This window comes from Pseudomonas sp. BCRC 81390, assembly GCF_030341915.1.
GTDB lineage: Bacteria > Pseudomonadota > Gammaproteobacteria > Pseudomonadales > Pseudomonadaceae > Aquipseudomonas.
On sequence record NZ_JATAAG010000083.1, the window covers coordinates 1 to 26,250 of the forward strand.

Genomic DNA, 26,250 nt, shown 5'->3' on the forward strand with positions numbered 1-26,250 from the left:
CGCTGTACCCAGCCCGTGCGCTGCGCGTTCAGCTCCATCACCATGCCGACCGGGTCGGGCACTGTCAGCGCCAGTATGCCGTTGGGCAGTTGCTCGCGCTGGATGGCGTTGCGCGCCTGGACGCGGGTTTCGTGCCAGCGCCCCAGGCGGCTGTAGAAGCCATGCACGCTGGCATACCTGGCGGAGGAAAACGTCGAGAACTCCAGCACATCCTCCAGGCCGAAGCGGAAGCTGTCGGTCATGGCGATGCCGAGGCTGGCAGGGTCGTTGCGCGCGGTGTCCAGGTCCACCTCGACAAAGCGGGCGAGGGTGCCCGGGTCGCCGCTGGCGATACCTTGCCGGTAGCGGTCGAGTACCACCCGCGGCCAGGGGTCGTTGGCGAAGGCGATCCAGGCTTTGCGGTAGAGCAGGGTATCGATGTTGATGAACGAGGCGATGACGTCATGGCCCTCGGTGGCGCACCACTGGGGCACTGGCCTGGGTGGCGCCAGGGGCATCTGCGACACCGGGAAACGCTTGAGGGTCCCGGCTGCCGCAACCTCGTAGGCTTGCCAGATTTCCTGGTCGAGCAGCACGTAGACGTAACCCTGGCGCAACAGGCGCAACTGGTCGGTGTGCATCGGGTGAAAAGTGATTTCGCTGTCGTGCGCCAGGCGATAGGGGCGCTCGGTATCCGGGCGCGGGGCGTAGGCTTCGCGCAGCAGCAGGATCGGCAGGCCGGAGCGTTCGCAGAAATGACAGCGCCCGTAGGTGTTGGGAATCTCTTCCTGCATGGCGATGTGGATGGCTTTGCTGATGCTCATGAGGCGTTCCTTTTCCAGTGATTGACGCAACGGTCAGAACACTAGCGAGGAACGACTTCGCGGGGGAGCAATGGGCTTCCTAAAACGTTGTAGGAATTTTCGGTTTAGCGTTCGGTGCGGGCTGGCTGCGTGCCGGCGAGATCAGCCTGTTGCCCCAGCATCTGCCGCACCAGCCACTGCCCCGCAGGCCCCAGCGCCCGGCGGCCTGACCAGACCACATCCATGGCGACACGCCGTGGGTAACCGGCCACCTGCAGCTCGATCAAGCCTTCGCCAAACCGCGCCACCAGCGCCCTGGGTAGTTCGGCCCAGCCAAACCCGCGCACGGCGAACTCCAGCAGGGTGAGGTAGTCCGGCGCCGACCAGGCCTGGCCGCGGCCCTGGTGCGGGCTGGGGGCATAGGTCTTGATGTACAGCTGCCGCGTGCTTTCGAGGTGCCGCATCTGCAACGGTGCCCGGTTCGCCAGGGGGTGACCGCTGGCCACGTACACGCCGAACTCCGCTTGTTCCGGCAAGCGGGCGACGGCCACGTCGGCGGGGTATCCAGGTTGCGCGGCAAGAATGCCGATCTGCGCCAGGCCCTGCTGGATCAGCTCGATCACGTCGGCATCTTCTGACGGCCCGCAGCGCAGCTCGGTATGCGGATATCGCTCGGCAAAGCGGGCCATCAGCGCGCTCTGGAAGGTGACGCTGTAACTGTCCGACATCACCACGGACACCAGCGCCTCGACATTTTCCGCCAGCCGTACCGCCAAGGCATCGAGCTGGGCGCTGGCATCGAGAATCGCCTCGACATGGCTCAACACTTGCCGGCCAGCCTGGTTCAAGGTGGGGTGGCGACCGCTGCGGTCGAACAATGGGCAGCCGATATCGGCCTCGAAATTGGCGATGGCGATGCTGATGGTGGACTGGCTTTTACGCAGTTTGCGCGCTGCCGCAGAGAACGAGCCCAGTGATGCGGCTTCGACAAAGGCGAGCAGAGCTTCGGGTGAGTAGCGCATGGTATTGATAAAACCGATGGTAGCTATGTCGCGAGTATCAGTTTTAACAAAGAAAATGGAAAGCACGACTCAAGCAATATGATGGGCTTTGCCATGAAAAACGTTTCCTTCATTGAACGCCTGGTTCATGCCGTTGGTTATGAAGTGTTCGCCGTGCTGCTGTGTGCGCCGCTGTTGTCCTGGCTCATGGGCAAGTCGCTGGCAACCACCGGGATGCTGGCGGTGATGCTGTCGCTGATCGCGATGCTGTGGAACATGGTCTACAACGCGCTGGTCGATCGCCATGTACGGCTTGAGCGGATCCACTGGACGGCCCGCGCACGGTTTGTGCACGGCCTGGGTTTCGAGGCGGGGCTGGTGGTCTGGTGCCTGCCGCTGGCGGCGTGGATGCTGGATATTTCCCTGGTGCAGGCGTTCATGGTGGAGCTGGGCTTCTTCGTGATCATCCTGCCTTACACCGTGCTGTACAACTGGGTGTTCGACAAGGCGCGGCACCTGTTCCTGCAGCGCCGTGCTGAACGAGTCACCAGCCCGACACGAATCCTGTAGCAGCGCGCAACTTCCATGGATGCAAGTAAAAACGGGGCATGCCATCGCTGGCATGCCCCGTTTCATTCCACCAAGGCGCCTCAGGCGACTTTGACGATCCAGCCAGCCGGTGCTTCGATATCACCGCTCTGGATGCCGGTCAGCTCGTTGTAGAGCTTCTGGGTAACCGGGCCGACCTTTTCCAGGTCATGGAACACGTGCAGCTTGCCGTTGTACTCGATGCCGCCGATCGGGGTAATCACCGCAGCAGTACCGCAGGCGCCCGCTTCGACGAAACGGTCCAGCTTGTTGATTTCGACATCGCCTTCGATCACGGTCAGGCCCAGGCGCGATTGCGCCAGTTCCATCAGCGACAGGCGGGTGATGCCCGGCAGCACCGAGGCCGACTTCGGGGTGACGAATTCGTTGTTGGCGGTGATGCCGAAGAAGTTGGCCGAACCGACTTCCTCGATCTTGGTGTGGGTCAGCGGGTCGAGGTAGATCGCGTCGGCAAAGTTGGCCTTCTTCGCTTCGGCGCCCGGCTGCAGGCTGGCGGCGTAGTTGCCACCGACCTTGGCCGCGCCAGTGCCCTGCGGGGCCGCGCGGTCGAAGCTGGAAATCTGGAAGTTGTGCGGCTTCATGCCGCCCTTGAAGTACGAGCCAACCGGGATGGCGAAGATCGAGAAGATGAACTCGGGGGCGGTGCGCACGCCAATGTTGTCACCGGTGCCGATCACGAACGGGCGCAGGTAGAGGGCGCCTTTGCCGTGTGGCGGGACGAACTTCTCGTTGGCCTTGACCACTTGCTTGCACGCCTCGATGAACACATCGGTCGGCACCTGCGGCATCAGCAGGCGGGCGCAGCTGCGTTGCATGCGCGCGGCGTTCTGGTCCGGGCGGAACAGGTTGATCGAACCGTCCTTGCAGCGGTAGGCCTTGAGGCCTTCGAAGCATTGCTGGCCGTAGTGCAGGGCCGTGGAGCCTTCACTGATGTGCAGCACGTTGTCGTCGGTCAGGGTGCCTTTGTCCCACTCGCCATTGCGCCATACGGACAGGTAGCGTTTGTCGGTCTTGATGTAGTCGAAACCCAGCTTGTCCCAGTTAATGCTTTCGTTGCTCATGACACCCTCATTGTCTTGCAAGTGCCCAATCGATCGGGCTGCTGTTATATGCGCACCACGCCACCATAATACATCCGCGGCAGATCGGGAACGGCCAGTCACGAAACTCCCTGCTGGCGGAGGTCATTCAGCGCCTGGGAGAGCGAGTGCCGCCTGCGCGGCGCATCGCGGGTAAATCCGCTCCTGGAGGGGATTTGCGTGCTGATACCTTGGCGCATGACGCCTGCCACAGGCGTTACTCGCCCGACACAACCGTAGGAGCGGATTCATCCGCGATGCGCCGCGCAGGCGGCGCTCGGTCTCCCTGGCGCCGCACATATCGAGGCAAGCCCCAGCGGCAATGGTTGACCACCCGCCAACCACTGCGTAGCCTTGCCACTTCGAGGTTCTTCGGCCAGGCCGAAGCTAAGACGGGAACGCGGTACAAGCCGCGGCTGCCCCCGCAACTGTAAGCACCGACAACGGATCGACACAGCCACTGCGCCAGCGCGCGGGAAGGCGTCGTCCTGCCAGCCTGCCGCAGCGGCGTGCAACTGGAGTGGTGCGAGCCAGGAGACCTGCCTCGTCACGTTTTCGACTTTCAACCGGGCGGGGTGATCCGGTGGCGAACAAGCCCGGCCGGCCTGGCCTGTGGCTGTCGTCCTGCATGCCCGCGCCAATCTGCCAAGGGCAATGCGACATGAAAACACTGGCCAAGCTTCCCGTCACCATCGTCACCGGCTTCCTCGGCTCGGGCAAGACCACCTTGCTGCGCCACATGCTCGACAATGCCCAGGGCCGCCGCATCGCGGTGATCGTCAACGAGTTCGGCGAGCTGGGCATCGACGGTGAAATCCTCAAGCAATGCAGCATCGGTTGCACCGAGGAGGAAGCCAGCGGCCGGGTCTACGAACTGGCCAACGGCTGCCTGTGCTGCACCGTGCAGGAAGAGTTCTTCCCGGTCATGCGCGAGCTGGTGGCACGCCGCGGCGACCTCGACCATATCCTCATCGAAACCAGCGGCCTGGCCCTGCCCAAGCCACTGGTGCAAGCCTTCCAGTGGCCGGAAATCCGCAATGCCTGCACCGTCGATGCGGTGATTACCGTGGTCGACAGCCCGGCGGTGGCCGCCGGCACCTTTGCCGCCTACCCGGAGCAGGTCGATGCCCAGCGCAAGCTCGACCCCAACCTCGACCACGAGTCGCCGCTGCACGAACTGTTCGCCGACCAGCTGGCCAGCGCCGACCTGGTGGTGCTGAACAAGGCCGACCTGATCGACGCTGCGGGCCTGGACAAGGTCCGCGCCGAAGTGGCTGAGGAGCTGCCTCCAGCGGTCAAGGTGATCGAGGCCAGCAGTGGCAAGCTGCCACTGGACGTGCTGTTGGGCGTGGGCGCCGAAGCCGAGGCGCACATCGATGGCCGCCGTACCCACCACGACGCGCACCATGACGGCGATGACCATGACGACCATGACCACGACGCCTTCGATTCGATCTCGATCGACTTGCCAGAGGCCGACGAAAGCCTGCTGCTCGATGCCCTGACCCAGCTGGTGGGCGACTTCGGCATCCTCCGTGCCAAAGGCTTCGCCGCCATCCCGGGCAAGCCGATGCGCTTGCTCGTGCAAGGCGTAGGTACCCGTTTCGACAAGCACTTCGACCGCGCCTGGCGTGCCGACGAGCCACGCATCACCCGCCTGGTGCTGATCGGCCAGGACCTCGACGCCGCCCGCCTGGAAGCGCGCCTGCGCCAGGCCCTGGGCGCCTGACCCATGCACCTGCTGCGGACCCAGCCCGGCGGCTTCGTGCCGGATGACAGCATTGCCGACCTTGGCCAGACCCCCGCCGAGCTGGTGATCCTCTGCAGCGGCGATTCGCACTTGGCACTGCTCGCCGATACCGCCGAGCTGTTGCCCGAGGATTTCCCCAGCCTGCGCCTGGCCAACCCGATGCAGGTGCAGAACCATGCCTCGGTCGATTTGTACGTCGACCAAGTGTTGCGCCATGCCAAGGTCATCCTGGTGTCGTTGCACGGTGGCGTGGGCTACTGGCGCTATGGCGTCGAGCAATTGGTCGAGCTGGCTGCCCGTGGTGTGCAACTGATCCTGGTGCCGGGCGATGATCGCCCGGACCCGGAGCTGACCCGCCTGGGCAGCGTCAGCGACGAGCAGGCCGAGCGCCTCTGGCATTACCTGCGCCAGGGCGGCAAGGCCAACGCCATCAACCTGTTCAACTGCCTGGCCAGCCAGTGGCTGGGCCGCGATTATGCCTGGGACGAGCCGCAACCGTTGCCACGCACCGCGGTGTATCACCCGGCCAGGGGCGGTGCCACGTTGCAGGACTGGTACCGGCAGTGGCGCCCCGAGCAGCCGGTGGCACCGCTGCTGTTCTACCGCTCGCACCTGCAGGCGGCCAATACCGCGTTCATCGACGTGTTCTGCCAGCGGCTGCAGGCCGCCGGGCTCAACCCGCTGCCGATCGCCGTGGCCAGCCTCAAGGAAAGCGCTTGCCTGGAGCAGGTCGAAGCCTGGCTGGACGAGGTTGGCGCCGAGGTACTGGTCAACACCACTGGTTTTGCCCTGTCCAGCCCCGAACGGCCCAACTTGCGCCCGTTCCGCCGCGACATCCCGGTACTCCAGGCCATTTGCGCCCAGGATAACCAGCCCGGCTGGGAAGCCAGCGAGCAGGGCCTGGGCGCGCGCGACCTGGCCATGCACATTGCCTTGCCGGAACTGGACGGGCGCATCATCACCCGCCCGGTCAGTTTCAAGGACATGGCCTGGCGCAGCGAGCGCAGCCAGTCCGATGTGGTCTGCTACCGTGCCCACCCCGAACGCATGGACTTCGTCGCCGAACTGGCCCGCCGCTGGGTCGAGCTGGCGCGTCTGCCGAATGCCCAGAAGCGCGTGGCCCTGGTGCTGGCCAACTACCCGACCCGGGATGGCCGGATTGGCAACGGCGTCGGCCTGGATACGCCAGCGGCTGCGTTGAACATCCTCAAGGCGCTGCGGGCCGAGGGCTACCCTGTGGCGGAGTTGCCGGGCAGCGGCACGCAGCTGATCCAGCAGTTGCTGGGCGGCGTGACCAATGACCTCGACCAGCTGGACCTGCGCCCCTGCGCGCAAAGCCTGAGCCTCGCCGACTACCAGGCCGCCTTCGACCGCCTGCCCGAAGCCAACCGCCAGGCGGTACTGGAACGCTGGGGGCCGCCGCAGCAGGACCCGATGCACCGCAGTGGCCGGTTGATGGTCGCCGGCCTGCGCTTCGGCCTGACCTTCGTCGGCATCCAGCCGGCACGCGGCTACCAGGTGGACCCCAGCGCGGTGTACCACGACCCCGACCTGGTACCGCCGCATGGCTACCTGGCGTTTCACTTCTGGCTGCGCCATGCCTTTGCCGCCGACGCGGTGATCCACGTGGGCAAGCACGGCAACCTCGAATGGCTGCCGGGCAAGGGCGTCGGCTTGTCGGCACAGTGCTGGCCGGACGCATTGCTCGGCCCGCTGCCGAACATCTACCCGTTCATCGTCAATGACCCGGGCGAGGGCGCCCAGGCCAAACGGCGTACACAGGCGGTGATCATCGACCACCTGATGCCGCCGTTGACGCGCGCCGAAACCTACGGCCCGTTGCGCCACCTGGAGCAACTGGCCGATGAATTCTATGAAGCGCAACTGCTCGACCCAAGGCGCGCGCGCGAGCTGCAGCGCGACATCCTCGAACTGGTCAAGGTCAACCACATCGACCGCGAGCTGCAACTGGAAGGGCAACTCGACGACGCTGCCGTCTGGCTGCCGCGCCTGGACACCTACCTGTGCGACCTGAAGGAATCGCAGATTCGCGATGGCCTGCATGTGTTCGGCCAGTCGCCGCAAGGGCGGCTGCGCGTGGATACCCTGCTGGCGCTGCTACGGGTCGAGCGGGGCGATGGTCGCGGCGGCAATGCCAGCCTGCTGCGCGTGCTGGCCAAGGCGCTGGTGCCGGGCTTCGACCCGCTCGATTGCGACCTTGGCCAGCCATGGCAGGGTGCGCGGCCCGAGCGTCTGCTGGCCATCAGTGATGAGCCTTGGCGTACCTGTGGCGACACCCGCGAGCGCCTCGAACTTTTAGCCCTGCAGCTGATAGAGCAGGCCCTGGGCGGCACTGTACAGTTACCGGAGCAGGGCGAGTGGCAGCCGGTGCATGATGTGGTGCAGGCCCTGCGTGAAGCGGTGGCGCCCAGCCTGGACGCTTGCGGCGACGCCGAAATCGGCGGCCTGCTGGCCGCGCTGGCAGGGCGTTTCGTGCCTGCCGGCCCGAGTGGGGCACCCAGCCGTGGGCGCCTGGATGTGCTGCCCACCGGTCGCAACTTCTATACCGTGGATGTGCGCAACCTGCCCACCACCACCGCCTGGCGTCTGGGCTTCGCCTCGGCCAACCTGATCCTCGAACGCCACCTGCAGGACCACGGCGACCACCTGCGCCAGCTCGGCCTGTCGGTGTGGGGCACGGCGACCATGCGCACCGGTGGCGACGACATCGCCCAGGCCATGGCGTTGATGGGCGTACGCCCGGTCTGGGCCAGCGGCAGCCAGCGCGTGGACGATTTCGAAATCCTGCCGTTGAGCCTGCTCGACCGCCCGCGTGTGGACGTGACCTTGCGCGTTTCCGGGTTTTTCCGCGATGCGTTCGGCAACCTCATTCGTCTGTTCGATGCCGCTGTGCAGGCAGTTGCTGCGCTGGATGAGCCCGACGACCTCAACCCCTTGGCTGCCCGTGTGCGCAGCGAGCGTGCCACGCTGCAGGCGCAAGGGCTGGATGCCGGGCAGGCTGCGCGCCAGGCCGGCTGGCGGGTGTTCGGCGCCAAGCCCGGGGCCTACGGGGCCGGGGTACAGAACGCCATCGACGGGCGCCTGTGGCACAGCCGCGACGACCTGGCCGAGGTCTACCTCAACTACGGCGGCTATGCCTACGGCGGCAGCGACGACGGGACTCCGGCCCGCGCCCAGTTCGCCCAGCGCCTGGCCAGGGTGCAGGCGGTGTTGCAGAACCAGGACAACCACGAGCACGACCTGCTTGATTCCAACGACTATTACCAGTTCCAGGGCGGCATGCTGGCGGCGTCGGAAACCTTGTCCGCTGCGGCTGTGGCCAGCTACCACGGTGACCACAGCCAGGCCGACCGACCACGCATCCGTACCCTCAAGGAAGAGCTGAACCGGGTCATCCGCGCCCGTGCGCTCAACCCGAAGTGGATCGACGGGGTCAAGCGGCATGGCTACAAGGGCGCGTTCGAGATGGCGGCGACGGTCGACAACCTGTTTGCCTTCGATGCCACCACGCACCTGATCGACGATCATCATTACCAGGCGCTGGCCGATGCCTATGTGCTCGACCCGGCGACCCGCAACTTCATGCGCGAGCACAACCCCGAGGCCTTGCGCGACCTTACCGAGCGCCTGCTGGAGGCCCAGCAGCGAGGCCTGTGGCAGGCGCCGGGCGATTACCGCGAAGCCCTCGAGGAGCAACTGCTCGACGGCGAGGAACAGGCTTGAAATGAGTGAACCCGTGCAATTCCCGCTGGCTGCCGTGGTCGGTGCCGACGCGCTGAAACTGGCGCTGTGCCTGACCGCCATCGACCCGAAGATCGGCGGTGTGCTGATCGAGGGGCCGCGTGGCATGGCCAAGAGCACCCTGGCCCGCGGTCTCGCCGACCTGCTGGGTGAGGGGCCGTTCGTCACCCTGCCGCTGGGGGCCAGTGAGGAACGCCTGGTCGGTACCCTCGACCTGGATGCCGCGCTCGGCCAGGGCAAGGCGCAGTTTTCCCCCGGCGTGCTGGCCCAGGCCGATGGCGGCGTGCTGTACGTCGACGAGGTCAACCTGCTGCCCGACACCTTGGTCGACCTGCTGCTCGACGTGGCGGCGAGCGGTACCAACCGCGTCGAGCGTGACGGCATTTCGCACCGGCACAATGCGCGCTTCGTCCTGATCGGCACCATGAACCCGGAGGAGGGCGAACTGCGCCCACAGCTGCTCGACCGCTTTGGCCTGAATGTGGCCCTGGAGGGCTTGCCCGAGCCCGAGGCGCGCCAGCAGATCATTCGTCGCCGTCTGGCCTTCGACACTGACCCGCAGGCCTTCTGCGCGCAATGGGCCCAGGCTCAGGCGCAATTGCGCGAACGCTGCCAGGCCGCTCGCCAGGCGCTGGCCGAAATCGCTTTGGACGACCAGGCGCTGGCCTGGATCACCGAGCGCTGCTATGCCGCCGGGGTCGATGGCCTGCGCGCCGACCTGGTCTGGTTGCGGGCTGCACGCGCTCACTGCGCCTGGCGTGGCGGCGCAGCCATCGAAGAAGCCGATGTCGAGGCGGTGGCAGAGTTTGCCTTGCGCCACCGCCGCCGGGTCACGCCGCAGGCCAGCCCATCTGCGCCGCCGCAAGCTGAACAGCATCCCCTGGCGCAAGGCGCCCGCCAGCCGGGTGAGCAGGGCGGGCAGGGTGACTGGGGGGCGCTGCCGGCACAGCCGGTCGCCAGCGGTGCCCGCCGTGAGGTGCCGAACTGGGCAAAAAAGCCCTGAGCATCCCCCAGCCAACTGCCAAGGGGCCGGATGCCAAAGCAGGCGCAGGCAAGCAGGACGGTAGCCGCACGGGCCGCGCGCGCATTGCCGCCAGCGGCCGGGTGGCCTGGCTGCCGACCCTGCTCAAGGGCCGGCCACGGCTGCGCCAGGACCTGTGCTGGCAGCAGCGCCAGGCCAGCCCCGCAGCGTTGTGGCTGGTTATCGTCGATAGCTCGGCCTCGACCCGGCGTCACCAGGCGCTGGCGCAGACCAAGGGGCTGCTGGCGGCGTTGTTCGACCAGGCATACCGCCAGCGCGCCCGGCTGGCCCTGCTGACTGCCAGCGGGCACGCGCCGCAATGGCAGCGCCATGGCCTGAAGGCTTCCGCCGCCTTGCAGCCGTGGCTGCAAGCCTTGGGGGCCGGTGGCGGGACGCCGTTGCTCGCGGCACTGGCACAGGCCCGGCATTGGCTGCAGGCGCGGCAACGCGCCTACCCGCATGAAGCGCAGCGCTGCCTGGTGTTTACCGATGGCCGCCTGCAGCATTGCAATGGCGTACAGCCGATGCCGTGTGCCACGTTGCTGGTGGATATGGAACTGGCGCCGGTGCGTCTGGGCCGCGCGCAGCGTCTGGCAGAACAACTGCAAGCGGATTACCAGCACTTGCAACAGTTCAGAATCGTCGATTGAAAACGGTTTGCGCGACACTATGTCGCAACAGGAAACATAGCCAGAACAGCAACAGGCTAGTTGTACAAGTGCGTGCTGGCGCACGCACTTGATTGACCGGCTTATATTATTTCGGCATCGACCACGGTTGCAGGTCGTAGCCTTTTTCGCTCAGCTCGGCGCGTACTTCCTCGAGCAGGCTGGCCCACTGGGCCGGGTCGGAATAGATGCGCGACGACACTTGCTTGCTGCCGATGCGAGTGCTGGTCCGGTCGATCACTGCCAGGCTCAGCTCACCAGTACCGTTGGGTGCATCCCAGGCTACGCACTGGAAGGGTTCGAAGGCGTGGTCGGCAATCAGCAGTGCTTCGTTGACACGGAGCGGGGCATTCATGGTTCGGTCTCTCTATTGGTCCCAAACATCCAGATAAAGTCCGCGTTGCCTGGAAGTCGCCTCAGTGGTCGCGAACTGCAGCGCGGGGTTATGTGTACTGATGCTCAATGTCCGGGGGCAAGTCACACAGGCATTGTAAAAATTTTTGCAAGGCGGGCTTCCGTTGCTGCCCTGGCCGCCATGTGATGTCGATAAAGTGCGAAAATTCCCATGACAGATTGTAAAAAAATAATTCGGCAGACAGACGGTACTGGGAACCGTCAACTTCGTTGCTACTGTTAATCGGGCGCCACAACTTGCTGTTTTATTTCAAAAAACCAAAAACTGGCGCCAAGGATCGGTCATGCAACAGCCAGCCGCCCAACGCCGTTTGCTCATCGTTGACCCTTGCGATGACTGCCACCGTTTGTTGCCAGGCCTGCGTATCGCAGGCTGGGATGTAAACAGCTGCATGCTCGGCGCCGCGCTGCATCATCCGTGCGATGTGGGCCTGCTGCGCTTGCAGGCCGGGCACCTGCGGCACCCGGATGCGGTCAAGGACCTGATCAAACGCAGCAATACCGAATGGATTGCCGTGCTCAGCGCCGAACAGCTGCGCATGCCGGCGGTCGGTGATTTTGTCTGCGAGTGGTTTTTTGACTTCCATACCCTGCCGTTCGACGTTTCCCGGGTCCAGGTCACCCTCGGTCGTGCCTTCGGTATGGCCCGCCTGCGCGGCAGGGGTGTGCGCAAGTTGGACGGCTCCAGCCATGAGCTACTCGGTGAAAGCCGGCCGATCCGCGAGTTGCGCAAGTTGCTTGGCAAGCTGGCGCCTACCGAGTCACCGGTACTGATTCGCGGGGAAAGCGGTACCGGCAAGGAGCTGGTGGCCCGCACCCTGCATCGCCAGTCGCAGCGCAGCGAGCAACCGTTCGTCGCCATCAACTGCGGGGCGATCCCCGAGCACCTGATCCAGTCGGAATTGTTCGGCCACGAAAAGGGCGCCTTCACCGGTGCTCACCAGCGCAAGAGCGGGCGCATCGAAGCCGCCCACGGTGGCACGCTTTTCCTCGACGAAATCGGTGACCTGCCGCTGGAATTGCAGGCCAATCTGCTGCGTTTTCTGCAGGAAAAGCACATCGAACGGGTGGGAGGCAGCCAGCCGATCCCGGTTGATGTGCGCGTGCTCGCGGCCACCCATGTGGACCTGGAAAGGGCTATCGAGCAAGGGCGTTTTCGCGAAGACCTGTACTACCGGCTCAACGTCCTGCAGGTGGTAACCGCACCGTTGCGCGACCGGCATGGCGACCTGCCCATGCTGGCCAACCATTTTGCCCAGCTCTACAGCGCGGAAACCGGGCGCCGCCCGCGTTCGTTCAGCGACAACGCCCTGGCGGCGATGGGCCGGCATGACTGGCCGGGCAATGTCCGCGAGCTGGCCAACCGGGTTCGCCGCGGGCTGGTACTTGCCGAAGGCCGGCAAATCGAGGCGCAGGACCTGGGCCTGGAAACGCCAGACCAGGCCCGCTCGCCACTGGGCACGCTGGAGGAGTACAAGCACCGGGCCGAGCGCCAGGCCCTCTGCGATGTGCTCGACCGGCACAGTGACAACCTGAGCGTGGCAGCCAAGGTACTGGGCATCTCGCGCCCGACCTTCTATCGCTTGCTGCACAAGCACCAGATACGCTGAACGGGCGGCCTGCCCGGTGCTGGAGAACCGGGCCTAGCCGCAGCGGCGCTTGCAAGCCAAGGTCAATGTGGCCCGCGCGGAATGGTCTTGAGCAGGTCTTCCGGGCTGATGTGGCCGACCACCTGGGCCACCGCGCTGCCTGGGGTCGGCAGGTCGATGATGTGGCTTTTCATCTTGCCGATCACATGCATTTCGCACGGCTTGCAGTCGAACTTCAGGGTCAGCACCTCATCACCCTGTATCAGCTGCATCGGTGCCACCTTGGTGCGCACGCCGGTCACGCCCTTGGCCTGCTTGGGGCACAGGTTGAAGGAGAAGCGCAGGCAGTGCTTGGTAATCATCACCGGCACCTCGCCATGCTCTTCATGAGCCTCGTAGGCCGCATCGATCAGCTGCACGCCATGGCGGTGGTAGAAGTCGCGGGCCTTCTGGTTGTACACGTTGGCCAGGAACGACAGGTGCGACTCGGGGTACACCGGCGGCGGGTTGGTCTCGGCCTTGCGCCCGCCACGCGGGTGCGCCTGCACCCGTGCTGCGGTCAGGGCCTCGATGGCTTCGCGGCGCAGGGCCTTGAGCTGCGAGTTGGGGATGAAGTACGCCTGCGGGGCATCCAGTTCGATGCTGTCGGCGTGGTACATCGTGGTACCCAGCTGGCCGAGTAGGTCGTGCAACTGCTCCAGCGCCTGCTGCGGCTTGTTGGCCGGGCCGAACGGCCCGTCCAGTGCCACTTGTGCGCTGACACCCTCCTCACTGGTGACGGTCAACGCCAGGCGCTGCTCGCGCAGTACCGCATGCCACTGCACGCCGACCCGGCGCTCGGCCGAGGTGCGTTGCAGGGCCTGCTGCCAGTTGTGGTCGAGGTTGCGCGACAGCGGGTGATTGGGCCGCAGCTTGTGCAGGCCTTCGGGCATTTCGTTGGGCTCGACGCGGTAGCGGTAGCGTTTTTCGCCGTCTTCCTCGAACTCGCCGCGCAGTTCGGCGATGTTGGCGCGGAAGCCCACCACCTCGCGCTTGACCAGCACATTGAGGCCGTCACCGTTGGTCAGCGGCACTTCGGTGACCACTTGCAGGTCACGCTTGCCGACCTTTTCCACTACGCCCACCGGCAGGCCGGTGAAGGTTGGCGAGTCGAAGGCACCGATGTCGACCTTGCGGTCGGTGACGAAATAGTCGGTGCTGCCCCGGTGGAAGGTCTTGTCCGGGTCGGGCACGAAGAAATGTTCGGTGCGGCCACTGGAGGCGCGGGCCAGGTCCGGGCGGTCCTCGAGGATGGCGTCGAGTTCCTTGCGGTAGTGGGCGGTGATGTTCTTCACATACCCCACGTCCTTGTAGCGGCCTTCGATCTTGAACGAGCGCACGCCGGCCTCGACCAGGTCGCGCAGGTTGGCGGTCTGGTTGTTGTCCTTCATCGACAGCAGGTGCTTCTCGAAAGCCACCACGCGGCCCTGGTCATCCTTCAGCGTATAGGGCAGGCGGCAGGCCTGCGAGCAATCGCCACGGTTGGCGCTGCGGCCGGTCTGCGCGTGGGAGATGTTGCACTGGCCGGAGAAGGCCACGCACAGCGCACCGTGGATGAAGAATTCGATGGCGGCATCGGTTTCGGCGGCGATGGCGCGGATTTGCTGCAGGTTCAGCTCGCGGGCCAGCACCAGCTGGGAGAACCCGGCCTGGTCGAGGAACTTGGCCCGCGCCAGGGTACGGATGTCGGTCTGGGTACTGGCGTGCAGCTCGATCGGCGGGATGTCCAGCTCCATCACCCCCAGGTCCTGCACGATCAGGGCGTCGACGCCGGCGTCGTACAGCTGGTGAATCAGCGTGCGCGCGGGTTCCAGTTCGTTGTCGTGAAGGATGGTATTGATGGTGGTGAAAACGCGTGCGTGGTAGCGATGGGCGAACTCGACCAGGCCGGCGATATCGCTGACTTCGTTGCAGGCGTTATGGCGCGCGCCGAAGCTCGGGCCGCCGATATAGATGGCGTCAGCGCCGTGCAGGATCGCTTCGCGGGCGATGGCGACGTCACGGGCAGGGCTGAGCAGTTCCAGGTGGTTCTTTGGAAGGGACATGTCGTTTTAGGTTCGGGCTGGCACGGTTAGGCGGGCATTGTAGCGGCGAAAGCGGCCGGCGGCATCATTGCGCTGCCGAGAGGTGCAACTCGGGTAGCGGATACGGTTCGGTGTAGAGCGGCCTTGCGTCGCGGTGGGCCGCAACGCGGCCCTGGCGATAGCTGATGGCCTGGGGGCGCTGCGCACCCCTTTCGCGACGCAAGGCCGTTCCTGCACGGATTGTGCGCTATGGATCGATCAGCGCTTGGCGGCCATCGCGGTCACTTCCACGCGCATGCCTTCCACCGCCAGCGCGGCCACGCCGACTGCGGCGCGTACCGGCCAGGGCTTGCTGAAGAAACGCTGGTACACCTCGTTGAACGCCGCGCGGTCGGCCATGTCGGTGAGGTAGATGGTCAGGTGCAAGACCCGGTCCATGCCGCTGCCGGCCTTTTCCAGGGCAACCTTCAGCGCCTGCAGGGTGCACTCGCTCTGCGCGACGATGTCGCCCAGTTCCAGGCTGCCATCGGCGTGGGTCGGGATCTGGGTGGAGACCAGCACGCCATTGAATTCGGCGACGTCAGAGGAGATCGACTCGGCGTCCGGGTCCGGGGTGTAGATGATGTCTGCATTTGCCATGGTGTGTCTTGCCTTGCAACGGAAGGAAAGCGGCAAGCCTACGCGAGCATGCTGGCCCGGTCGAGGGCAGCCCGGTGTTTGAAATGCGCGGCGTTCGCCGTCAGAATCGCGGCCCATTGCAAAGCCAGGGGGCTACCTTGAACGAACAGACATTGTCCAGGCGCCTGGAGCGCGTGGCAGCCCATGTGCCACAGGGCGCGCGCCTGGCCGACATCGGCTCGGACCATGGCTACCTGCCGGTGGCCTTGATGTTGCGCGGCGTGCTGGAGGCAGCGGTTGCCGGCGAGGTCGCATCAACGCCATTCGCCTCGGCCCGGCGCAACGTGCGCAGGAACGGCCTGGAAGGCCGGGTCAGCGTGCGCCTGGCTGATGGCCTGGCAGCGATCGAGCCGCAGGACCGAATCTCGGTGATCAGCATCTGCGGCATGGGCGGCGATACCATGCGTGACATTCTCGAGGCCGGCAAGCAGCGCCTGGCCGGCGTCACCCGCCTGGTGCTGCAGCCCAATGGCGGTGAGCGCGAGCTGCGCCAATGGCTGATGGACAACGGTTTGCGCATCGTCAGCGAGGAGCTGTTGCGGGAGAACCGCTTCGACTACGAGATCATCGTCGCCGCGCCCGGCACGGCGACATACAGCGCTGAACAGCTGTACTTCGGCCCGGTGCTGTTGCAGGAGAAGAGCGAGGCGTTCCTGGTCAAGTGGCGGCGCATGCTGCGGCAGAAGCAGCAGACCCTGGCCAACTTCGAACGTGCCCGCGATGCGGTGCCTCAGGCGAAGATCGATGACTTCAACCAGCAGGTGGGCTGGATCAACGCGGTACTGGCCTGACTCACTGCTGCGAGCAGTTGCCCATTTCCCGGTAGTCGATCTCGCGCTTCTGCCCCTGATGGTCGACATACACCATGTGCGCGGTGCCAACCTGGCAGTCGGCGGCATTGCTGGGTGGCGTGATGGAAATGACCTTGGCCACGTCCAGCGGCATGCCGTATTGGTACTGGCTGCGCACCGGCTGGCTACTGCCGGTATCGGCGAAGGCACCGAACGAGGCGAGGGTAGTGGCAACGACAAGGGCAGCGATCGAGCGTTTCATGGCAGGCTCCTTCTTGAATGGATGACTCATGATGTATTCATTGGTCATCCACAATAAATGGGCCAATCCGTGATAGATTCCTGCCTATGGCGCAAGAATACATCGAACAAGGAGCCCTTCATGGACATGCTGCATGCCATGCGTACCTTCGCCCGGGTAGTGGAATGCGGCAGCTTCGCTGCGGCTGCCAATGCCTTGGACATTTCCGCAGCGCAGGTGTCGCGCATTGTTGCCGAGCTGGAAAACCAGCTGCAGACCCGCCTGCTGCACCGCACGACGCGGCGTTTGCGCATGAGCGAGGCCGGCGAGCGGTTTCTCGAACGTGCCCGGCAGATCCTGCTGTTGACCGAAGAAGCGGTGGGCGAAGCCCGTGGTGCACACCTGACCCCGCGTGGCCACCTGCGTCTGCATTGCCCGCACGGGCTGGGGTTGTTGCTGATGCCGCTGGTGGCCGGCTACAACGCGCTGTGCCCGGAAGTGGTGATCGAGCTGACCCTGTCCCAGCGCAATCCGGATCCACTGGCCGAAGGGCATGACGTGGTGATCACCGTGGACGGGGCCCTGCCGGACTCACAGTTGATCGCCGTGCCGCTGGGCAACATCTTCAGCATCCCCTGTGCGGCGCCCAGCTATCTGCAAGCCCATGGCGTACCTGAGCGCCCGGAAGACCTGCACCAGCACCGTTGCCTGCGCATGGCCTACCCGATGTACGAAGGGGACTGGGTGTTTCCGCAAGGGGTGGACCAGTGCGTGATCGCCCCTAACGACAGTTTCTCCACCAACGTCGCCGACGCTATGCTGGTGGCCAGCGAACTGGGCATGGGTATTGGCCTGCTGCCGTTCTATACCGCCAGCCAGGCGATCGAACAAGGGCGCTTGTGCCGGCTGCTGGCGCCGTACCGGCTGAGGGAGAACGCGTTGTACGCGGTGTACCCATCACGCCATTACCTGGATGCCAAGGTGCGGACCTGGATCGACTACCTCAAGGAGCAGTTGCCGGCGTTGTTCGAGGGGCATGCCAGGGTGGTGGATGATGCGCGCTATTGGCGATAGCCGAGTGCGGGGTGGCGAACGCTGGCCTTTGTCGGCGGCCTTATGTCGCGACCGGGCCGCATGGCGGCCCCGGCAAGTTGTGTCTCGAAGCTGACATCCTCGGAACGGCGTTGCGGCCCCGTCGCGATACAAGGCCGCTGAGGGGGCGCGCAAGGCCTTAAATCGGGTAGTGCTTCAGCTCCCGGGCAATCAGCATCCGCTGGATCTCGCTCGAGCCTTCATAGATCTGCGTGATCCGCGCATCGCGGTAGTAGCGCTCCACCGGGTAGTCCTCCAGGTAACCATACCCGCCATGCACCTGGATCGCCATCGAACACACCCGCTCGGCCATTTCCGAGGCGAACAGCTTGGCCTGTGACGCCTCCGACAGGCACGGCTTGCCGGCGCTGCGCAGGCGCGCGGCATGCAGGATCAGCAGGCGCGCGGCGTTGACCTGTACCTGCATGTCAGCCAGCAGGTTGGCGATGCTCTGGTGCTCGTTGATCGGCTTGCCGAATTGCACGCGGTCACGTGAGTACTGCAGCGCCGCCTCGAATGCGGCGCGGGCAATGCCCAAGGCTTGCGCGGCAATGCCGATCCGGCCGCCTTCGAGGTTGGACAGGGCGATGGCCAGGCCCTTGCCGCGTTCACCGAGGATATTGGCAGCGGGAATGCGGCAGTTGTCGAAGGTCACCGCGCAGGTATCAGAAGCGCGGATGCCCATCTTGTGCTCGCTGCGGTCGACCTTGAAGCCCGGGTTGTCGGTGGGTACCAGGAATGCCGACAGGCCTTTCTTGCCCAGCTCGGGGTCGGTCACCGCGAAGACGATCGCCAACCCGGCGCGGCGGGCGTTGCTGACGAACTGCTTGGCGCCGTTGATTACCCAGTGGCCGTCCACCAGTTCGGCGCGGGTGCGCAGATTGTGCGCTTCGGAGCCGGCCTGCGGTTCGGTCAGGCAGAAGCAGCCGATCACTTCGCCGCTGGCCAGGCGCGGCAACCACTGCTGTTGCTGCTCCGCTGTGCCATAGGCCAGCAGCGGGCCGCAGCCCACCGAGTTGTGGATGCTCATCATCGCCCCGGTGGCACCGCAGCCGGCGGCGATCTCTTCCACGGCCAGGGCGTAGGCGACATAGTCGGTGTAGCTGCCGCCGAACTGTTCCGGCACGACCATGCCGAGCAGGCCCAGTTCGCCCATCTTGCGTACCACGCCATCGTCGATCCAGCCGGCCTTTTCCCAGGCCTGGGCATGCGGGGCGATCTCGCCACGGGAGAAGTCCCGGGCCATGTCGCGGATCATGATCTGTTCTTCGCTCAGTTCCAGGTCTTGCATCTGTGTACTCCCCGGCTCACAGGCCTTCGAAGAATTGTTCGACGCGCTGGCGCTGCAAGGCGGCCAGGGTCGGCGGGTTCCAGCGTGGCTGCTTGTCCTTGTCGATGATCAGCGCACGCACGCCCTCGATGATGTCGCCGTGCTGGAACCACTGGCGGTCCAGGTGCAGCTCCATGGCAAAGCAGTCCTCAAGGCCCAGGTGGCGGCCGCGGCGCAGCATCTCCAGGGTAACCGCCATGGCCAGCGGCGAGCGGCTTTCCAGCTGGTCGGCGGTGGCCACGGCCCAGGCGTGGCTATCGCCGATGCTGACCGCGCGCAGTTGCTCGACGATCGCCGGCACATCGGGCAGGGCGAAGAAGTGGTCGATGACCGGGCGCAGTTTCTCCAGCGGGGCATCGTCGAGCACCTGGGTGCCGAGCCTGGCCAGCAGGTTCTGCAGGTCCTTGAGCGGGTGGTCGCCAAAACGCAGCTGGTCCAGGCCCTGGTCGAGGGCCGCGAGCTTGTCGCTGGCCAGGTACCAGTCGGCCAGGCCGCAGTACAGCGCATCGGCGGCCTGGATCTGGGTTCCGCTGACGCCCAGGTAGGTGCCCAGCTCGCCGGGGAGGCGCGACAGGAAATAGCTGCCGCCGACATCCGGGAAGTAGCCGATGCCCACTTCAGGCATGCCCAGGCGGCTGCGCTCGGTGACCACGCGCAGCTCGCAACCCTGGGCCAGGCCCATGCCGCCGCCCAGGGTGAAGCCGTCCATCAGCACCAGTACCGGCTTGCGGTAATGGTGGATGACCAGGTCGAGCGCGTATTCCTCGACGAAGAAGGTTTCATGCAGCGTTTCGCCAGCCTTGAAACTGTCATGCAGCGAACGGATGTCGCCACCGGCACAGAAGCCCTTGGGGCCCTCGCCACGCAGTACCACGGCTTGCACCTGTGGGTCGTTGGCCCACAGGTCGAAATGCCGGCGCAGGCTGCGCACCATGTCCAGGGTCAGGGCATTGAGGCCGGCAGGGCGGTTCAGGGTCAGGTGGCCGATGTGGTTGCGGACTTCGGCCAGCACAGGGTCGGTGGCTGAGGTAGTAGCGTGCGCAGTCATTGCGTTCTCCCTGCTTTGTTATTGATTTTCCAAGTGAAGTCTGGAGTTCGCTGAAGGATCGCAGAATCCTGTCATGCGAATTTGCCGTGCACAATCGACAAATCTGCAGGGGGATTCTGCATTTTTGCCTTGGGCAAGCCTATCGCCACTCTAGCAACAATTTGTCCGGCACTCGAACGTGAGGCAGCCAAGCCCGGCGTTCGTTAACTTTACCGTAACGATCAGTCCGTGAGCTTGATTGATGCGCCAGCCACCCCGGCCCTAAGGTGGCCCCACGACAGCGAACCCGTGGAGTCACCATGACAACAACACAGAATCCACCGCCGCAATGGTCGCGACGGCGCGCCGAGAAACAGCGTCGCCTTGACCGGGTACGCCACCTCGCCGATGGCGTCGTGCTGCCCAGCGAACGTATCGTCGAAGCCCTGGAGCTGCTGCTGGCCCCTGGCGACCGGGTAGTACTGGAAGGTAACAACCAGAAGCAGGCCGACTTTCTCTCGCGTGCGCTGGCCAAGGTCGACCCCGGGCGCCTGCACGACCTGCACATGATCATGCCCAGTGTCAGCCGCGCCGAGCACCTGGACCTGTTCGAACGCGGCATCGCGCGCAAACTGGATTTTTCCTTTGCCGGCCCGCAGAGCCTGCGCATTGGCCAGTTGCTGGAAGACGGCCTGCTGGAAGTGGGAGCCATCCACACCTACATCGAATTGTACTCGCGGCTGCTGGTGGACCTGATTCCCAACGTCACCCTGGTGACAGGCTTCATGGCCGACCGCGACGGCAACCTCTACACCGGCCCCAGCACCGAAGACACCCCGGCGCTGGTGGAACCTGCCGCCTTCAGTGACGGCATCGTCATCGCCCAGGTCAACCAGCTGGTGGACCGCGCCGCTGACCTGCCGCGGGTTGATATTCCGGCATCCTGGGTGGATTTCGTGGTGGTTGCTGACCGGCCCTTCTATATAGAACCGCTGTTCACCCGTGACCCGCGCCATATCAAGCCGGTGCATGTGCTGATGGCGATGATGGCGATCCGCGGCATCTACGAAAAACACCAGGTGCAGTCGTTGAACCACGGCATCGGCTTCAATACCGCGGCCATCGAACTGATCCTGCCGACCTACGGTGAGTCCCTGGGGCTGAAGGGCAAGATCTGCCGCAACTGGACGCTCAACCCACACCCGACCCTGATCCCGGCCATCGAGACCGGCTGGGTGGAAAGCGTGCACTGCTTCGGCACCGAACTGGGCATGGAGGACTACATCGCCCAGCGCCCCGATGTGTTCTTCACCGGCCGCGATGGCTCGCTGCGCTCCAACCGCATGATGTGCCAGCTGGCTGGGCAGTACGCCGTCGACCTGTTCATCGGCGCCACCCTGCAGGTGGATGGCGATGGCCATTCCTCGACCGTGACCCGTGGCCGCCTGGCCGGCTTCGGTGGTGCGCCGAACATGGGCCACGACCCGCGTGGCCGGCGCCATGCAACCCCGGCGTGGCTGGACATGACCGTGCCGGAAACGCTGCTCGAACGTGGCCGCAAGCTGGTGGTGCAGATGGTCGAGACCTATCAGGAAGGCGGCAAGCCCACCTTTGTCGAAACCCTGGATGCCGTGGAGGTGGCCAGGACAGCCGGAATGCCGCTGGCACCGGTGATGATCTATGGCGACGACGTCACCCACCTGCTGACCGAAGAGGGTATTGCCTACCTGTACAAGGCGCGCAGCCTCGAAGAGCGCCAGCAGATGATCGCCGCTGTGGCCGGGGTCACTGTCATCGGTCTGCGTCACGACCCCAAGGATACCTTGCGCCTGCGCCAGCAGGGCCTGGTTGCCTTGCCGGAAGACCTCGGCATCCGCCGCACCGACGCCCGCCGCGAGCTGTTGGCCGCGCGCAGCATTGCCGACCTGGTCGAATGGTCCGGCGGCCTGTACAACCCGCCCGCACGGTTCAGGAGCTGGTGATGAACGCACTCGACATCCTTGAAACCGCTGCGGTCGCTGTAGCGCCGGGCTTGCCGGTGAACAGCACAGCCAGGCCAAGCGGAATCACCCTGGCCGACCACCTGGCCGACCTGGCCGTGGAAGCCCTGATCGACGAAGCCGACCTGTCGCCCAAGCCCGGCCTGGTCGACCGCCGCGACAACGGCGCCCACCACGACATGACCCTGGCCCTGATGCATGCTTCGGCGCTGGCCCTGTGGCCGTGCCTGCGGCAAATGGCCGAAGCCGCCCAGGCGACCGGCAGCGTCAGCCAGGCGCTGCGTGCCAGCCTCGGCCATATCGGCCGGGAAGGCGAGGCGGCGATGCTGGCTGCCACCGGCGGGGTCAACACCCACCGTGGTGCCATCTGGGCACTGGGCCTGCTGGTCGCGTCCAGGGCCCTCGATAGCTGCGCCGACGCCGCTACCCTGGCCGCCCGCGCCGGGCGCATCGCACTGCTTGACGATCCGGCCACGATTGCGCACGACAGCCACGGCCAGCAGGTGCGCCGCCGCTATGGCTCGGGAGGCGCCCGCGAACAGGCCCAGCAAGGCTTCCCTGCGGTCATCGGCCACGGCTTGCCACAACTGCGGCGCAGCCGCGCCAACGGTGCCAGCGAGGCGCACGCCCGGCTTGACGCCTTGCTGGCGATCATGGCCGTGCTCAGCGATACCTGCGTGCTCTGGCGCGCCGGCCCACAAGGCCTGCAAGCCGTGCAGCAAGGTGCCCGCGCGGTACTGGATGCCGGCGGTAGTGCCACCCTTGGCGGTCGCCGCCAACTGCGTGCGCTGGATGCCCGACTGTTGCGCCTCAACGCCTCACCGGGCGGTGCCGCCGACTTGCTGGCCGCCTGCCTGTTCCTCGACAAAGCCGGGAGTCTGTGACATGGAAACCCTGACCTTTCAATTCCCCGCCGCCGAACCGGGCCGTGGCCGCACGCTGGTGGGTTGCGTCAGCTCTGGCGACCTCGAAGTGCTGATCGAACCGGGTAGCGCTGGCACCGTGCAGATCCAGGTGATGACCTCGGTCAACGGTAGCGGCGCCCGCTGGACGCAGTTATTCCAGCGCCTGTTCGAGGGCCACACCTGGCCGGCCATGAATATAGACATCCATGATTTCGGCGCCACCCCAGGCGTGGTCCGCCTGCGCCTGGAACAAGGCTTCGAGGAGATCGCCCATGACTGACACCGCACGCTTGCTGCGCAGCCGCAGCTTTGTCGAACTGGGCGCCCGCCAGCGTGCCCGCGCCTTGCTCGACCCCGGCACCTTCCGCGAGCTGCTGGGGCCGTTCGACCGGCTGATGTCGCCTTGGCTGCCACGCCAGGGCATCGTGCCGCAGGCCGACGATGGCGTGGTCATCGCCAAGGGGCGGTTGAACGGGCGCAACGCCGTGGTCGCGGCCATCGAAGGCGGCTTCCAGGGCGGCAGCATGGGCGAGGTGGGGGGAGCCAAGATCGCGGCTGCGCTGGAACTGGCCTGCGAAGACAACCGCAACGGCATCCCCACCTGTGCCGTGTTGTTGCTGGAAACCGGCGGTGTGCGCCTGCAGGAGGCCAACCTGGGGCTGGCCGCGATTGCCGAGATCCAGGCGGCGATCGTCGAACTGCGCGAATGGCAGCCGGTGATCGGGCTGGTCGCAGGCGCGGTCGGCTGCTTCGGCGGCATGGCCATCGCCGCTGGCCTGTGCAGCCATTTGCTGGTTACCCGTGAGGCGCGCCTGGGCCTCAACGGCCCACAGGTGATCGAACAGGAGGCCGGCATCGCCGAATACGACGCCAGCGACCGGCCGTTCATCTGGGCCCTGAGCGGTGGCGAGCAGCGCCATGCCAGCGGGCTGGCGGATGGCTATGTGGCCGATGACCTCGAGGCCCTGCGCGAACGTTTGCTGCAACTGCTCGACGAGCCTTCCAGGCAGCGTGCCAGCCAGCACGACTGGTTTCTTGCGCGCCTGGCCCGGCTGGGTGCTGCCTGCCCGCAACTGGACGCCACCGCTGTGCGCGCCCTCTACCAAGGAGAACGCCAATGAACCGTGCCTTGAACTGGCTGCCGGGCCTGGCCGGCGGGCAAGCCTTGCCGGGCTACCCGGCGTCGTTGCGGGTAGTCGACGGTGAACTGGATAACCGCCTGGCGCGCTTCATCGCCGTGGTGCCGGATGCCGACAACCCGTTCCCCCGGGCCCGCTCGGGCGAAGTCGGCTTGCTGGAGGGCTGGGGCCTGGCCAAGGCGGTGCGCCAGGCGGTCGAGGCTGACCGTGACAGCCAGAAGCGGGCGATCGTCGCCGTGATCGACGTGCCCAGCCAGGCCTATGGCCGCCGCGAGGAAGCGCTGGGCATTCACCAGGCGCTGGCGGCTGCGGTGCAGGCCTATGCCCAGGCACGCCTGGCCGGGCACCCGGTGATCGGCCTGCTGGTCGGCAAGGCCATGTCCGGTGCCTTCCTGGCCCACGGCTACCAGGCCCAGCGCCTGATCGCCCTGGACGATGCCGGGGTCATGGTGCACGCCATGGGCAAGGCGGCGGCAGCGCGGATTACCCTGCGCAGCGTCGAGCAACTGGAAGCGCTGGCTGCCGAGCTGCCGCCGATGGCCTATGACCTGGCCAGCTACGCGTCCCTCGGCTTGCTGTGGCGGCGGTTGGCGGTAGCGGACGCCGAGGCACCGAGCGCCGCCGACATCGCCCGGGTGCGCGCCTGCCTGGCCGAAGCCGTGCGGGATATCGGCACCTCGACCGATTTGTCATCGCGGCTGGCGGGCGAGCAGCGCAGCGCCTCGCGCCAGGTACGCGAACAGCTGCGCCAGCAATGGCAGGCCGTTTGAGATGAACGCGCCAAGGCCGCACGACCTGCTCTGGGGCATGCCCGCCTCGGGCTTGCCTGACGATGCGCCGCAATGGGCACGGGAGGTATTGCTCGGCGGCCAGCCGGTGGTAGTGCGTCGTGCCATCGTTAACGATGGCTGGGTGGCGGTGGGGCTGCGCGGCCAGGGCCGGGCACAGCGCCTGGCGGCAATGATGCGCCTGGCGGATATCCAGCGTCGGCAAGGCCCCGAAGCACTGCGCTGGCAAGCGCAAAGCCGCTGGCCTGCCTTGCAGGCTTTGCGCTCGGTCACCCCGTTACTGGACGCCAGCGGCCTGGCCTGGGGGCCTACCGGCGCGGTCGGCTACCAGATCGCTAGCGGTAGCCAGGTGGTCCACGCCGCCAGCGACCTCGACGTGTTGCTGCATACGCCCCAACCGCTACCCCGCGCGCAGGCGCGGGAGCTGCTGGATGCCCTCGATTGCGCGCCGTGCCGTATCGACGTGCAGCTGGAAACGCCGGCGGGCGGCATCGCCTTGCGCGAGTGGGCTGGCCTGGCCCGCCGCGTGCTGCTCAGGGCAGCCCAGGGGCCACGCCTGGTCAGCGACCCATGGGCAAGCCTGGGGCGTGCCGCATGAGTAGCCTGTTTGCCTTCCCTGGCCAGGGCGCGCAGCAGGTAGGCATGCTGCAGCGCTTGCCTGACGGTGCCGGGCGCTTGCTCGAAGAGGCCAGCGACATCCTCGGCCAGCAGGCGCTGGCGCTGGACAGCCAGCAGTCGCTGCAGACGACCCGGGCCGTGCAACTGTGCCTGCTGCTGGCTGGCGTGGCCTGGGCACGTTGGCTGATGCAACGCAGCCCCGCGCCGGACTACGTGGCGGGCTTGTCGATTGGCGCCTACCCTGCGGCAGTCACGGCAGGCGCCCTGGATTTTGCCGATGCCGTGCGCCTGGTTGCGCTGCGTGGCGAGCTGATGCAGCGCGCCTATCCGCAAGGTTATGGCATGACTGCCCTCAGTGGCCTGGACCTGGCCAGCGTCGAGCGGCTGCTGATGGCGGTAGGCGGCGAGGCTTATGTGGCCAACCTCAACAGCGACAAGCAGATCGTCATCGCCGGTAGCGACGCGGCGATGGCTGCCGTGGCCGACCAGGCGCGTCGGCTGGGGCAGGGCGTGGCCCGGCGGTTGGCGGTCAGTGTGCCGTCGCATTGCCCGCTGCTGGAGGGCGCCGCGGCGGAACTGGCCGGTGCCTTCGCCAGGGTAGAGCTGCGGCGGCCACGCATCCGCTATCTCAGTGGCAGCAGCGCACGCCTGGTGTGCGACCCACAGCAGCTGCGCGACGACCTCGCCGGCAACATGGCGCGGCGGGTCGACTGGCGTGGTACGTTGCGCAACGCCTATGAGCGCGGCGTGCGCCTGCACTTGGAAATGCCGCCCGGCAGTGTACTCAGCGGGCTGGCCAGGCCGGTGTTCGTACCGGGCCGGGTGGTGACCGTCGAAGGCACCCGTTGGGACAGCCTGGATGCGCTTTTGCGCCAGGGGGTGGCCGACGATCGATGAGGGCAG

The 26,250-nt window shown here is 66.0% G+C and carries 24 protein-coding genes and 1 riboswitch; of the genes, 15 read left to right on the plus strand and 9 right to left on the minus strand.

The window, feature by feature from the left end:
- Both QSV36_RS23185 and QSV36_RS23190 read right to left on the minus strand, forming a co-directional pair.
- Positions 1-803, minus strand: an 803-nt coding sequence (locus QSV36_RS23185; protein WP_289134840.1) for a T6SS effector BTH_I2691 family protein, incomplete at its 3' end; no start/stop codon positions are given.
- Between the two features lie 104 nt (positions 804-907).
- A complete protein-coding gene (locus QSV36_RS23190; RefSeq protein WP_289134843.1) occupies positions 908-1,804 on the minus strand; it encodes a LysR family transcriptional regulator in 897 nt (298 codons plus the stop codon).
- A gap of 93 nt (positions 1,805-1,897) precedes the next feature.
- Here QSV36_RS23190 and QSV36_RS23195 point away from each other — a divergent pair, with 93 nt between their 5' ends.
- The gene (locus tag QSV36_RS23195; protein ID WP_289134846.1) at positions 1,898-2,353 is read left to right on the plus strand and encodes a multidrug/biocide efflux PACE transporter; all 456 of its coding nucleotides are present in this window, start codon (positions 1,898-1,900) and stop codon (positions 2,351-2,353) included.
- An 80-nt stretch (positions 2,354-2,433) separates the two neighbouring features.
- Here QSV36_RS23195 and QSV36_RS23200 read toward each other — a convergent pair whose 3' ends face one another.
- Positions 2,434-3,453, minus strand: coding sequence for a branched-chain amino acid aminotransferase (locus QSV36_RS23200; RefSeq protein ID WP_225777558.1), 1,020 nt, complete (start codon positions 3,451-3,453; stop codon positions 2,434-2,436).
- A 366-nt stretch (positions 3,454-3,819) separates the two neighbouring features.
- Positions 3,820-4,032: riboswitch (cobalamin riboswitch) on the plus strand.
- A 100-nt stretch (positions 4,033-4,132) separates the two neighbouring features.
- Between QSV36_RS23200 and cobW the strand changes: the two genes are divergently transcribed.
- The 4 genes from cobW (at position 4,133) to QSV36_RS23220 (ending at position 10,654) form a co-directional block, all read left to right on the plus strand.
- On the plus strand, positions 4,133-5,200 hold the full coding sequence (cobW, locus tag QSV36_RS23205; RefSeq protein ID WP_289134853.1) for a cobalamin biosynthesis protein CobW: 1,068 nt from the start codon (positions 4,133-4,135) through the stop codon (positions 5,198-5,200).
- Between the two features lie 3 nt (positions 5,201-5,203).
- Entirely contained in the window at positions 5,204-8,965 is a 3,762-nt protein-coding gene (gene cobN, locus QSV36_RS23210) for a cobaltochelatase subunit CobN (protein WP_289134856.1), read from the plus strand.
- Position 8,966: 1 nt separating this feature from the next.
- On the plus strand, positions 8,967-9,986 hold the full coding sequence (locus QSV36_RS23215) for a magnesium chelatase ATPase subunit I (RefSeq protein ID WP_289134859.1): 1,020 nt from the start codon (positions 8,967-8,969) through the stop codon (positions 9,984-9,986).
- A 101-nt stretch (positions 9,987-10,087) separates the two neighbouring features.
- A complete protein-coding gene (locus QSV36_RS23220; RefSeq protein WP_353853262.1) occupies positions 10,088-10,654 on the plus strand; it encodes a vWA domain-containing protein in 567 nt (188 codons plus the stop codon).
- Positions 10,655-10,760: 106 nt separating this feature from the next.
- Here the strand turns inward: QSV36_RS23220 and QSV36_RS23225 are convergent, their stop codons facing one another.
- Positions 10,761-11,027 carry a hypothetical protein gene (locus tag QSV36_RS23225; RefSeq protein WP_225777562.1) on the minus strand — a complete coding sequence of 89 codons (267 nt, stop codon included), beginning with the start codon at positions 11,025-11,027 and terminating at the stop codon, positions 10,761-10,763.
- A 343-nt stretch (positions 11,028-11,370) separates the two neighbouring features.
- Between QSV36_RS23225 and QSV36_RS23230 the strand changes: the two genes are divergently transcribed.
- Positions 11,371-12,696 carry a sigma-54 dependent transcriptional regulator gene (locus QSV36_RS23230; RefSeq protein ID WP_289134862.1) on the plus strand — a complete coding sequence of 442 codons (1,326 nt, stop codon included), beginning with the start codon at positions 11,371-11,373 and terminating at the stop codon, positions 12,694-12,696.
- Positions 12,697-12,758: 62 nt separating this feature from the next.
- Here QSV36_RS23230 and QSV36_RS23235 read toward each other — a convergent pair whose 3' ends face one another.
- Together QSV36_RS23235 and QSV36_RS23240 are read right to left on the minus strand one after the other, a co-directional pair.
- Positions 12,759-14,759, minus strand: a complete 2,001-nt coding sequence (locus QSV36_RS23235) for a peptidase U32 family protein (protein WP_289134865.1) — start codon at positions 14,757-14,759, stop codon at positions 12,759-12,761.
- Positions 14,760-14,996: 237 nt separating this feature from the next.
- The gene (locus QSV36_RS23240; protein WP_225777565.1) at positions 14,997-15,377 is read right to left on the minus strand and encodes a RidA family protein; all 381 of its coding nucleotides are present in this window, start codon (positions 15,375-15,377) and stop codon (positions 14,997-14,999) included.
- Between the two features lie 137 nt (positions 15,378-15,514).
- On the opposite strand from QSV36_RS23240, the gene QSV36_RS23245 reads away from it, so the two are divergent.
- Positions 15,515-16,207 (plus strand): tRNA (adenine(22)-N(1))-methyltransferase, encoded by a 693-nt coding sequence (locus tag QSV36_RS23245; protein WP_289134870.1) that lies wholly within the window; start codon positions 15,515-15,517, stop codon positions 16,205-16,207.
- Position 16,208: 1 nt separating this feature from the next.
- Here QSV36_RS23245 and QSV36_RS23250 read toward each other — a convergent pair whose 3' ends face one another.
- Positions 16,209-16,469 (minus strand): DUF2790 domain-containing protein, encoded by a 261-nt coding sequence (locus QSV36_RS23250; RefSeq protein WP_225777567.1) that lies wholly within the window; start codon positions 16,467-16,469, stop codon positions 16,209-16,211.
- Positions 16,470-16,589: 120 nt separating this feature from the next.
- Here QSV36_RS23250 and QSV36_RS23255 point away from each other — a divergent pair, with 120 nt between their 5' ends.
- A complete protein-coding gene (locus tag QSV36_RS23255) occupies positions 16,590-17,522 on the plus strand; it encodes a LysR family transcriptional regulator (protein ID WP_289134872.1) in 933 nt (310 codons plus the stop codon).
- 157 nt (positions 17,523-17,679) lie between these two features.
- On the opposite strand, the gene QSV36_RS23260 is transcribed toward QSV36_RS23255, so the two are convergent.
- The gene (locus tag QSV36_RS23260) at positions 17,680-18,831 is read right to left on the minus strand and encodes an acyl-CoA dehydrogenase family protein (protein WP_289134875.1); all 1,152 of its coding nucleotides are present in this window, start codon (positions 18,829-18,831) and stop codon (positions 17,680-17,682) included.
- 16 nt (positions 18,832-18,847) lie between these two features.
- Positions 18,848-19,918, minus strand: a complete 1,071-nt coding sequence (locus QSV36_RS23265) for an enoyl-CoA hydratase/isomerase family protein (RefSeq protein ID WP_225777569.1) — start codon at positions 19,916-19,918, stop codon at positions 18,848-18,850.
- Between the two features lie 299 nt (positions 19,919-20,217).
- Here QSV36_RS23265 and mdcA point away from each other — a divergent pair, with 299 nt between their 5' ends.
- From mdcA to mdcH, 7 genes are read left to right on the plus strand one after another with little or no spacing between them, the layout of a single operon-like run.
- Entirely contained in the window at positions 20,218-21,879 is a 1,662-nt protein-coding gene (gene mdcA, locus QSV36_RS23270) for a malonate decarboxylase subunit alpha (RefSeq protein WP_289134879.1), read from the plus strand.
- Complete coding sequence (locus QSV36_RS23275) at positions 21,879-22,781, plus strand: triphosphoribosyl-dephospho-CoA synthase (protein ID WP_289134881.1); 903 nt, start codon at positions 21,879-21,881, stop codon at positions 22,779-22,781. The genes mdcA and QSV36_RS23275 overlap by 1 nt, the downstream gene beginning before the upstream one ends.
- A gap of 1 nt (position 22,782) precedes the next feature.
- Positions 22,783-23,082 carry a malonate decarboxylase subunit delta gene (locus tag QSV36_RS23280; RefSeq protein WP_289134883.1) on the plus strand — a complete coding sequence of 100 codons (300 nt, stop codon included), beginning with the start codon at positions 22,783-22,785 and terminating at the stop codon, positions 23,080-23,082.
- Positions 23,075-23,923 (plus strand): biotin-independent malonate decarboxylase subunit beta, encoded by an 849-nt coding sequence (locus QSV36_RS23285; protein WP_289134886.1) that lies wholly within the window; start codon positions 23,075-23,077, stop codon positions 23,921-23,923. Before QSV36_RS23280 ends, QSV36_RS23285 begins: the two co-directional genes overlap by 8 nt.
- On the plus strand, positions 23,920-24,711 hold the full coding sequence (mdcE, locus tag QSV36_RS23290; RefSeq protein WP_289134889.1) for a biotin-independent malonate decarboxylase subunit gamma: 792 nt from the start codon (positions 23,920-23,922) through the stop codon (positions 24,709-24,711). The genes QSV36_RS23285 and mdcE overlap by 4 nt, the downstream gene beginning before the upstream one ends.
- 1 nt (position 24,712) lies before the next feature.
- Entirely contained in the window at positions 24,713-25,327 is a 615-nt protein-coding gene (locus QSV36_RS23295) for a malonate decarboxylase holo-ACP synthase (RefSeq protein ID WP_289134894.1), read from the plus strand.
- Positions 25,324-26,244, plus strand: a complete 921-nt coding sequence (gene mdcH / locus QSV36_RS23300; RefSeq protein WP_289134897.1) for a malonate decarboxylase subunit epsilon — start codon at positions 25,324-25,326, stop codon at positions 26,242-26,244. Before QSV36_RS23295 ends, mdcH begins: the two co-directional genes overlap by 4 nt.
- Positions 26,245-26,250: the final 6 nt, after the last annotated feature.

What these genes read in the sequence shown, in the direction of transcription:
- QSV36_RS23200 (WP_225777558.1), bottom strand. Translation starts at nt 3,453, where the DNA reads ATGAGCAACGAAAGCATTAACTGGGACAAGCTGGGTTTCGACTACATC.
- QSV36_RS23265 (WP_225777569.1), bottom strand. Translation starts at nt 19,918, where the DNA reads ATGACTGCGCACGCTACTACCTCAGCCACCGACCCTGTGCTGGCCGAA.
- QSV36_RS23230 (WP_289134862.1), top strand. Translation starts at nt 11,371, where the DNA reads ATGCAACAGCCAGCCGCCCAACGCCGTTTGCTCATCGTTGACCCTTGC.
- QSV36_RS23285 (WP_289134886.1), top strand. Translation starts at nt 23,075, where the DNA reads ATGACTGACACCGCACGCTTGCTGCGCAGCCGCAGCTTTGTCGAACTG.
- QSV36_RS23225 (WP_225777562.1), bottom strand. Translation starts at nt 11,027, where the DNA reads ATGAATGCCCCGCTCCGTGTCAACGAAGCACTGCTGATTGCCGACCAC.
- mdcH (WP_289134897.1), top strand. Translation starts at nt 25,324, where the DNA reads ATGAGTAGCCTGTTTGCCTTCCCTGGCCAGGGCGCGCAGCAGGTAGGC.
- QSV36_RS23250 (WP_225777567.1), bottom strand. Translation starts at nt 16,469, where the DNA reads ATGAAACGCTCGATCGCTGCCCTTGTCGTTGCCACTACCCTCGCCTCG.
- QSV36_RS23255 (WP_289134872.1), top strand. Translation starts at nt 16,590, where the DNA reads ATGGACATGCTGCATGCCATGCGTACCTTCGCCCGGGTAGTGGAATGC.
- QSV36_RS23190 (WP_289134843.1), bottom strand. Translation starts at nt 1,804, where the DNA reads ATGCGCTACTCACCCGAAGCTCTGCTCGCCTTTGTCGAAGCCGCATCA.
- mdcA (WP_289134879.1), top strand. Translation starts at nt 20,218, where the DNA reads ATGACAACAACACAGAATCCACCGCCGCAATGGTCGCGACGGCGCGCC.
- mdcE (WP_289134889.1), top strand. Translation starts at nt 23,920, where the DNA reads ATGAACCGTGCCTTGAACTGGCTGCCGGGCCTGGCCGGCGGGCAAGCC.
- QSV36_RS23275 (WP_289134881.1), top strand. Translation starts at nt 21,879, where the DNA reads ATGAACGCACTCGACATCCTTGAAACCGCTGCGGTCGCTGTAGCGCCG.
- cobW (WP_289134853.1), top strand. Translation starts at nt 4,133, where the DNA reads ATGAAAACACTGGCCAAGCTTCCCGTCACCATCGTCACCGGCTTCCTC.
- QSV36_RS23235 (WP_289134865.1), bottom strand. Translation starts at nt 14,759, where the DNA reads ATGTCCCTTCCAAAGAACCACCTGGAACTGCTCAGCCCTGCCCGTGAC.
- cobN (WP_289134856.1), top strand. Translation starts at nt 5,204, where the DNA reads ATGCACCTGCTGCGGACCCAGCCCGGCGGCTTCGTGCCGGATGACAGC.
- QSV36_RS23260 (WP_289134875.1), bottom strand. Translation starts at nt 18,831, where the DNA reads ATGCAAGACCTGGAACTGAGCGAAGAACAGATCATGATCCGCGACATG.
- QSV36_RS23195 (WP_289134846.1), top strand. Translation starts at nt 1,898, where the DNA reads ATGAAAAACGTTTCCTTCATTGAACGCCTGGTTCATGCCGTTGGTTAT.
- QSV36_RS23215 (WP_289134859.1), top strand. Translation starts at nt 8,967, where the DNA reads ATGAGTGAACCCGTGCAATTCCCGCTGGCTGCCGTGGTCGGTGCCGAC.
- QSV36_RS23280 (WP_289134883.1), top strand. Translation starts at nt 22,783, where the DNA reads ATGGAAACCCTGACCTTTCAATTCCCCGCCGCCGAACCGGGCCGTGGC.
- QSV36_RS23240 (WP_225777565.1), bottom strand. Translation starts at nt 15,377, where the DNA reads ATGGCAAATGCAGACATCATCTACACCCCGGACCCGGACGCCGAGTCG.
- QSV36_RS23295 (WP_289134894.1), top strand. Translation starts at nt 24,713, where the DNA reads ATGAACGCGCCAAGGCCGCACGACCTGCTCTGGGGCATGCCCGCCTCG.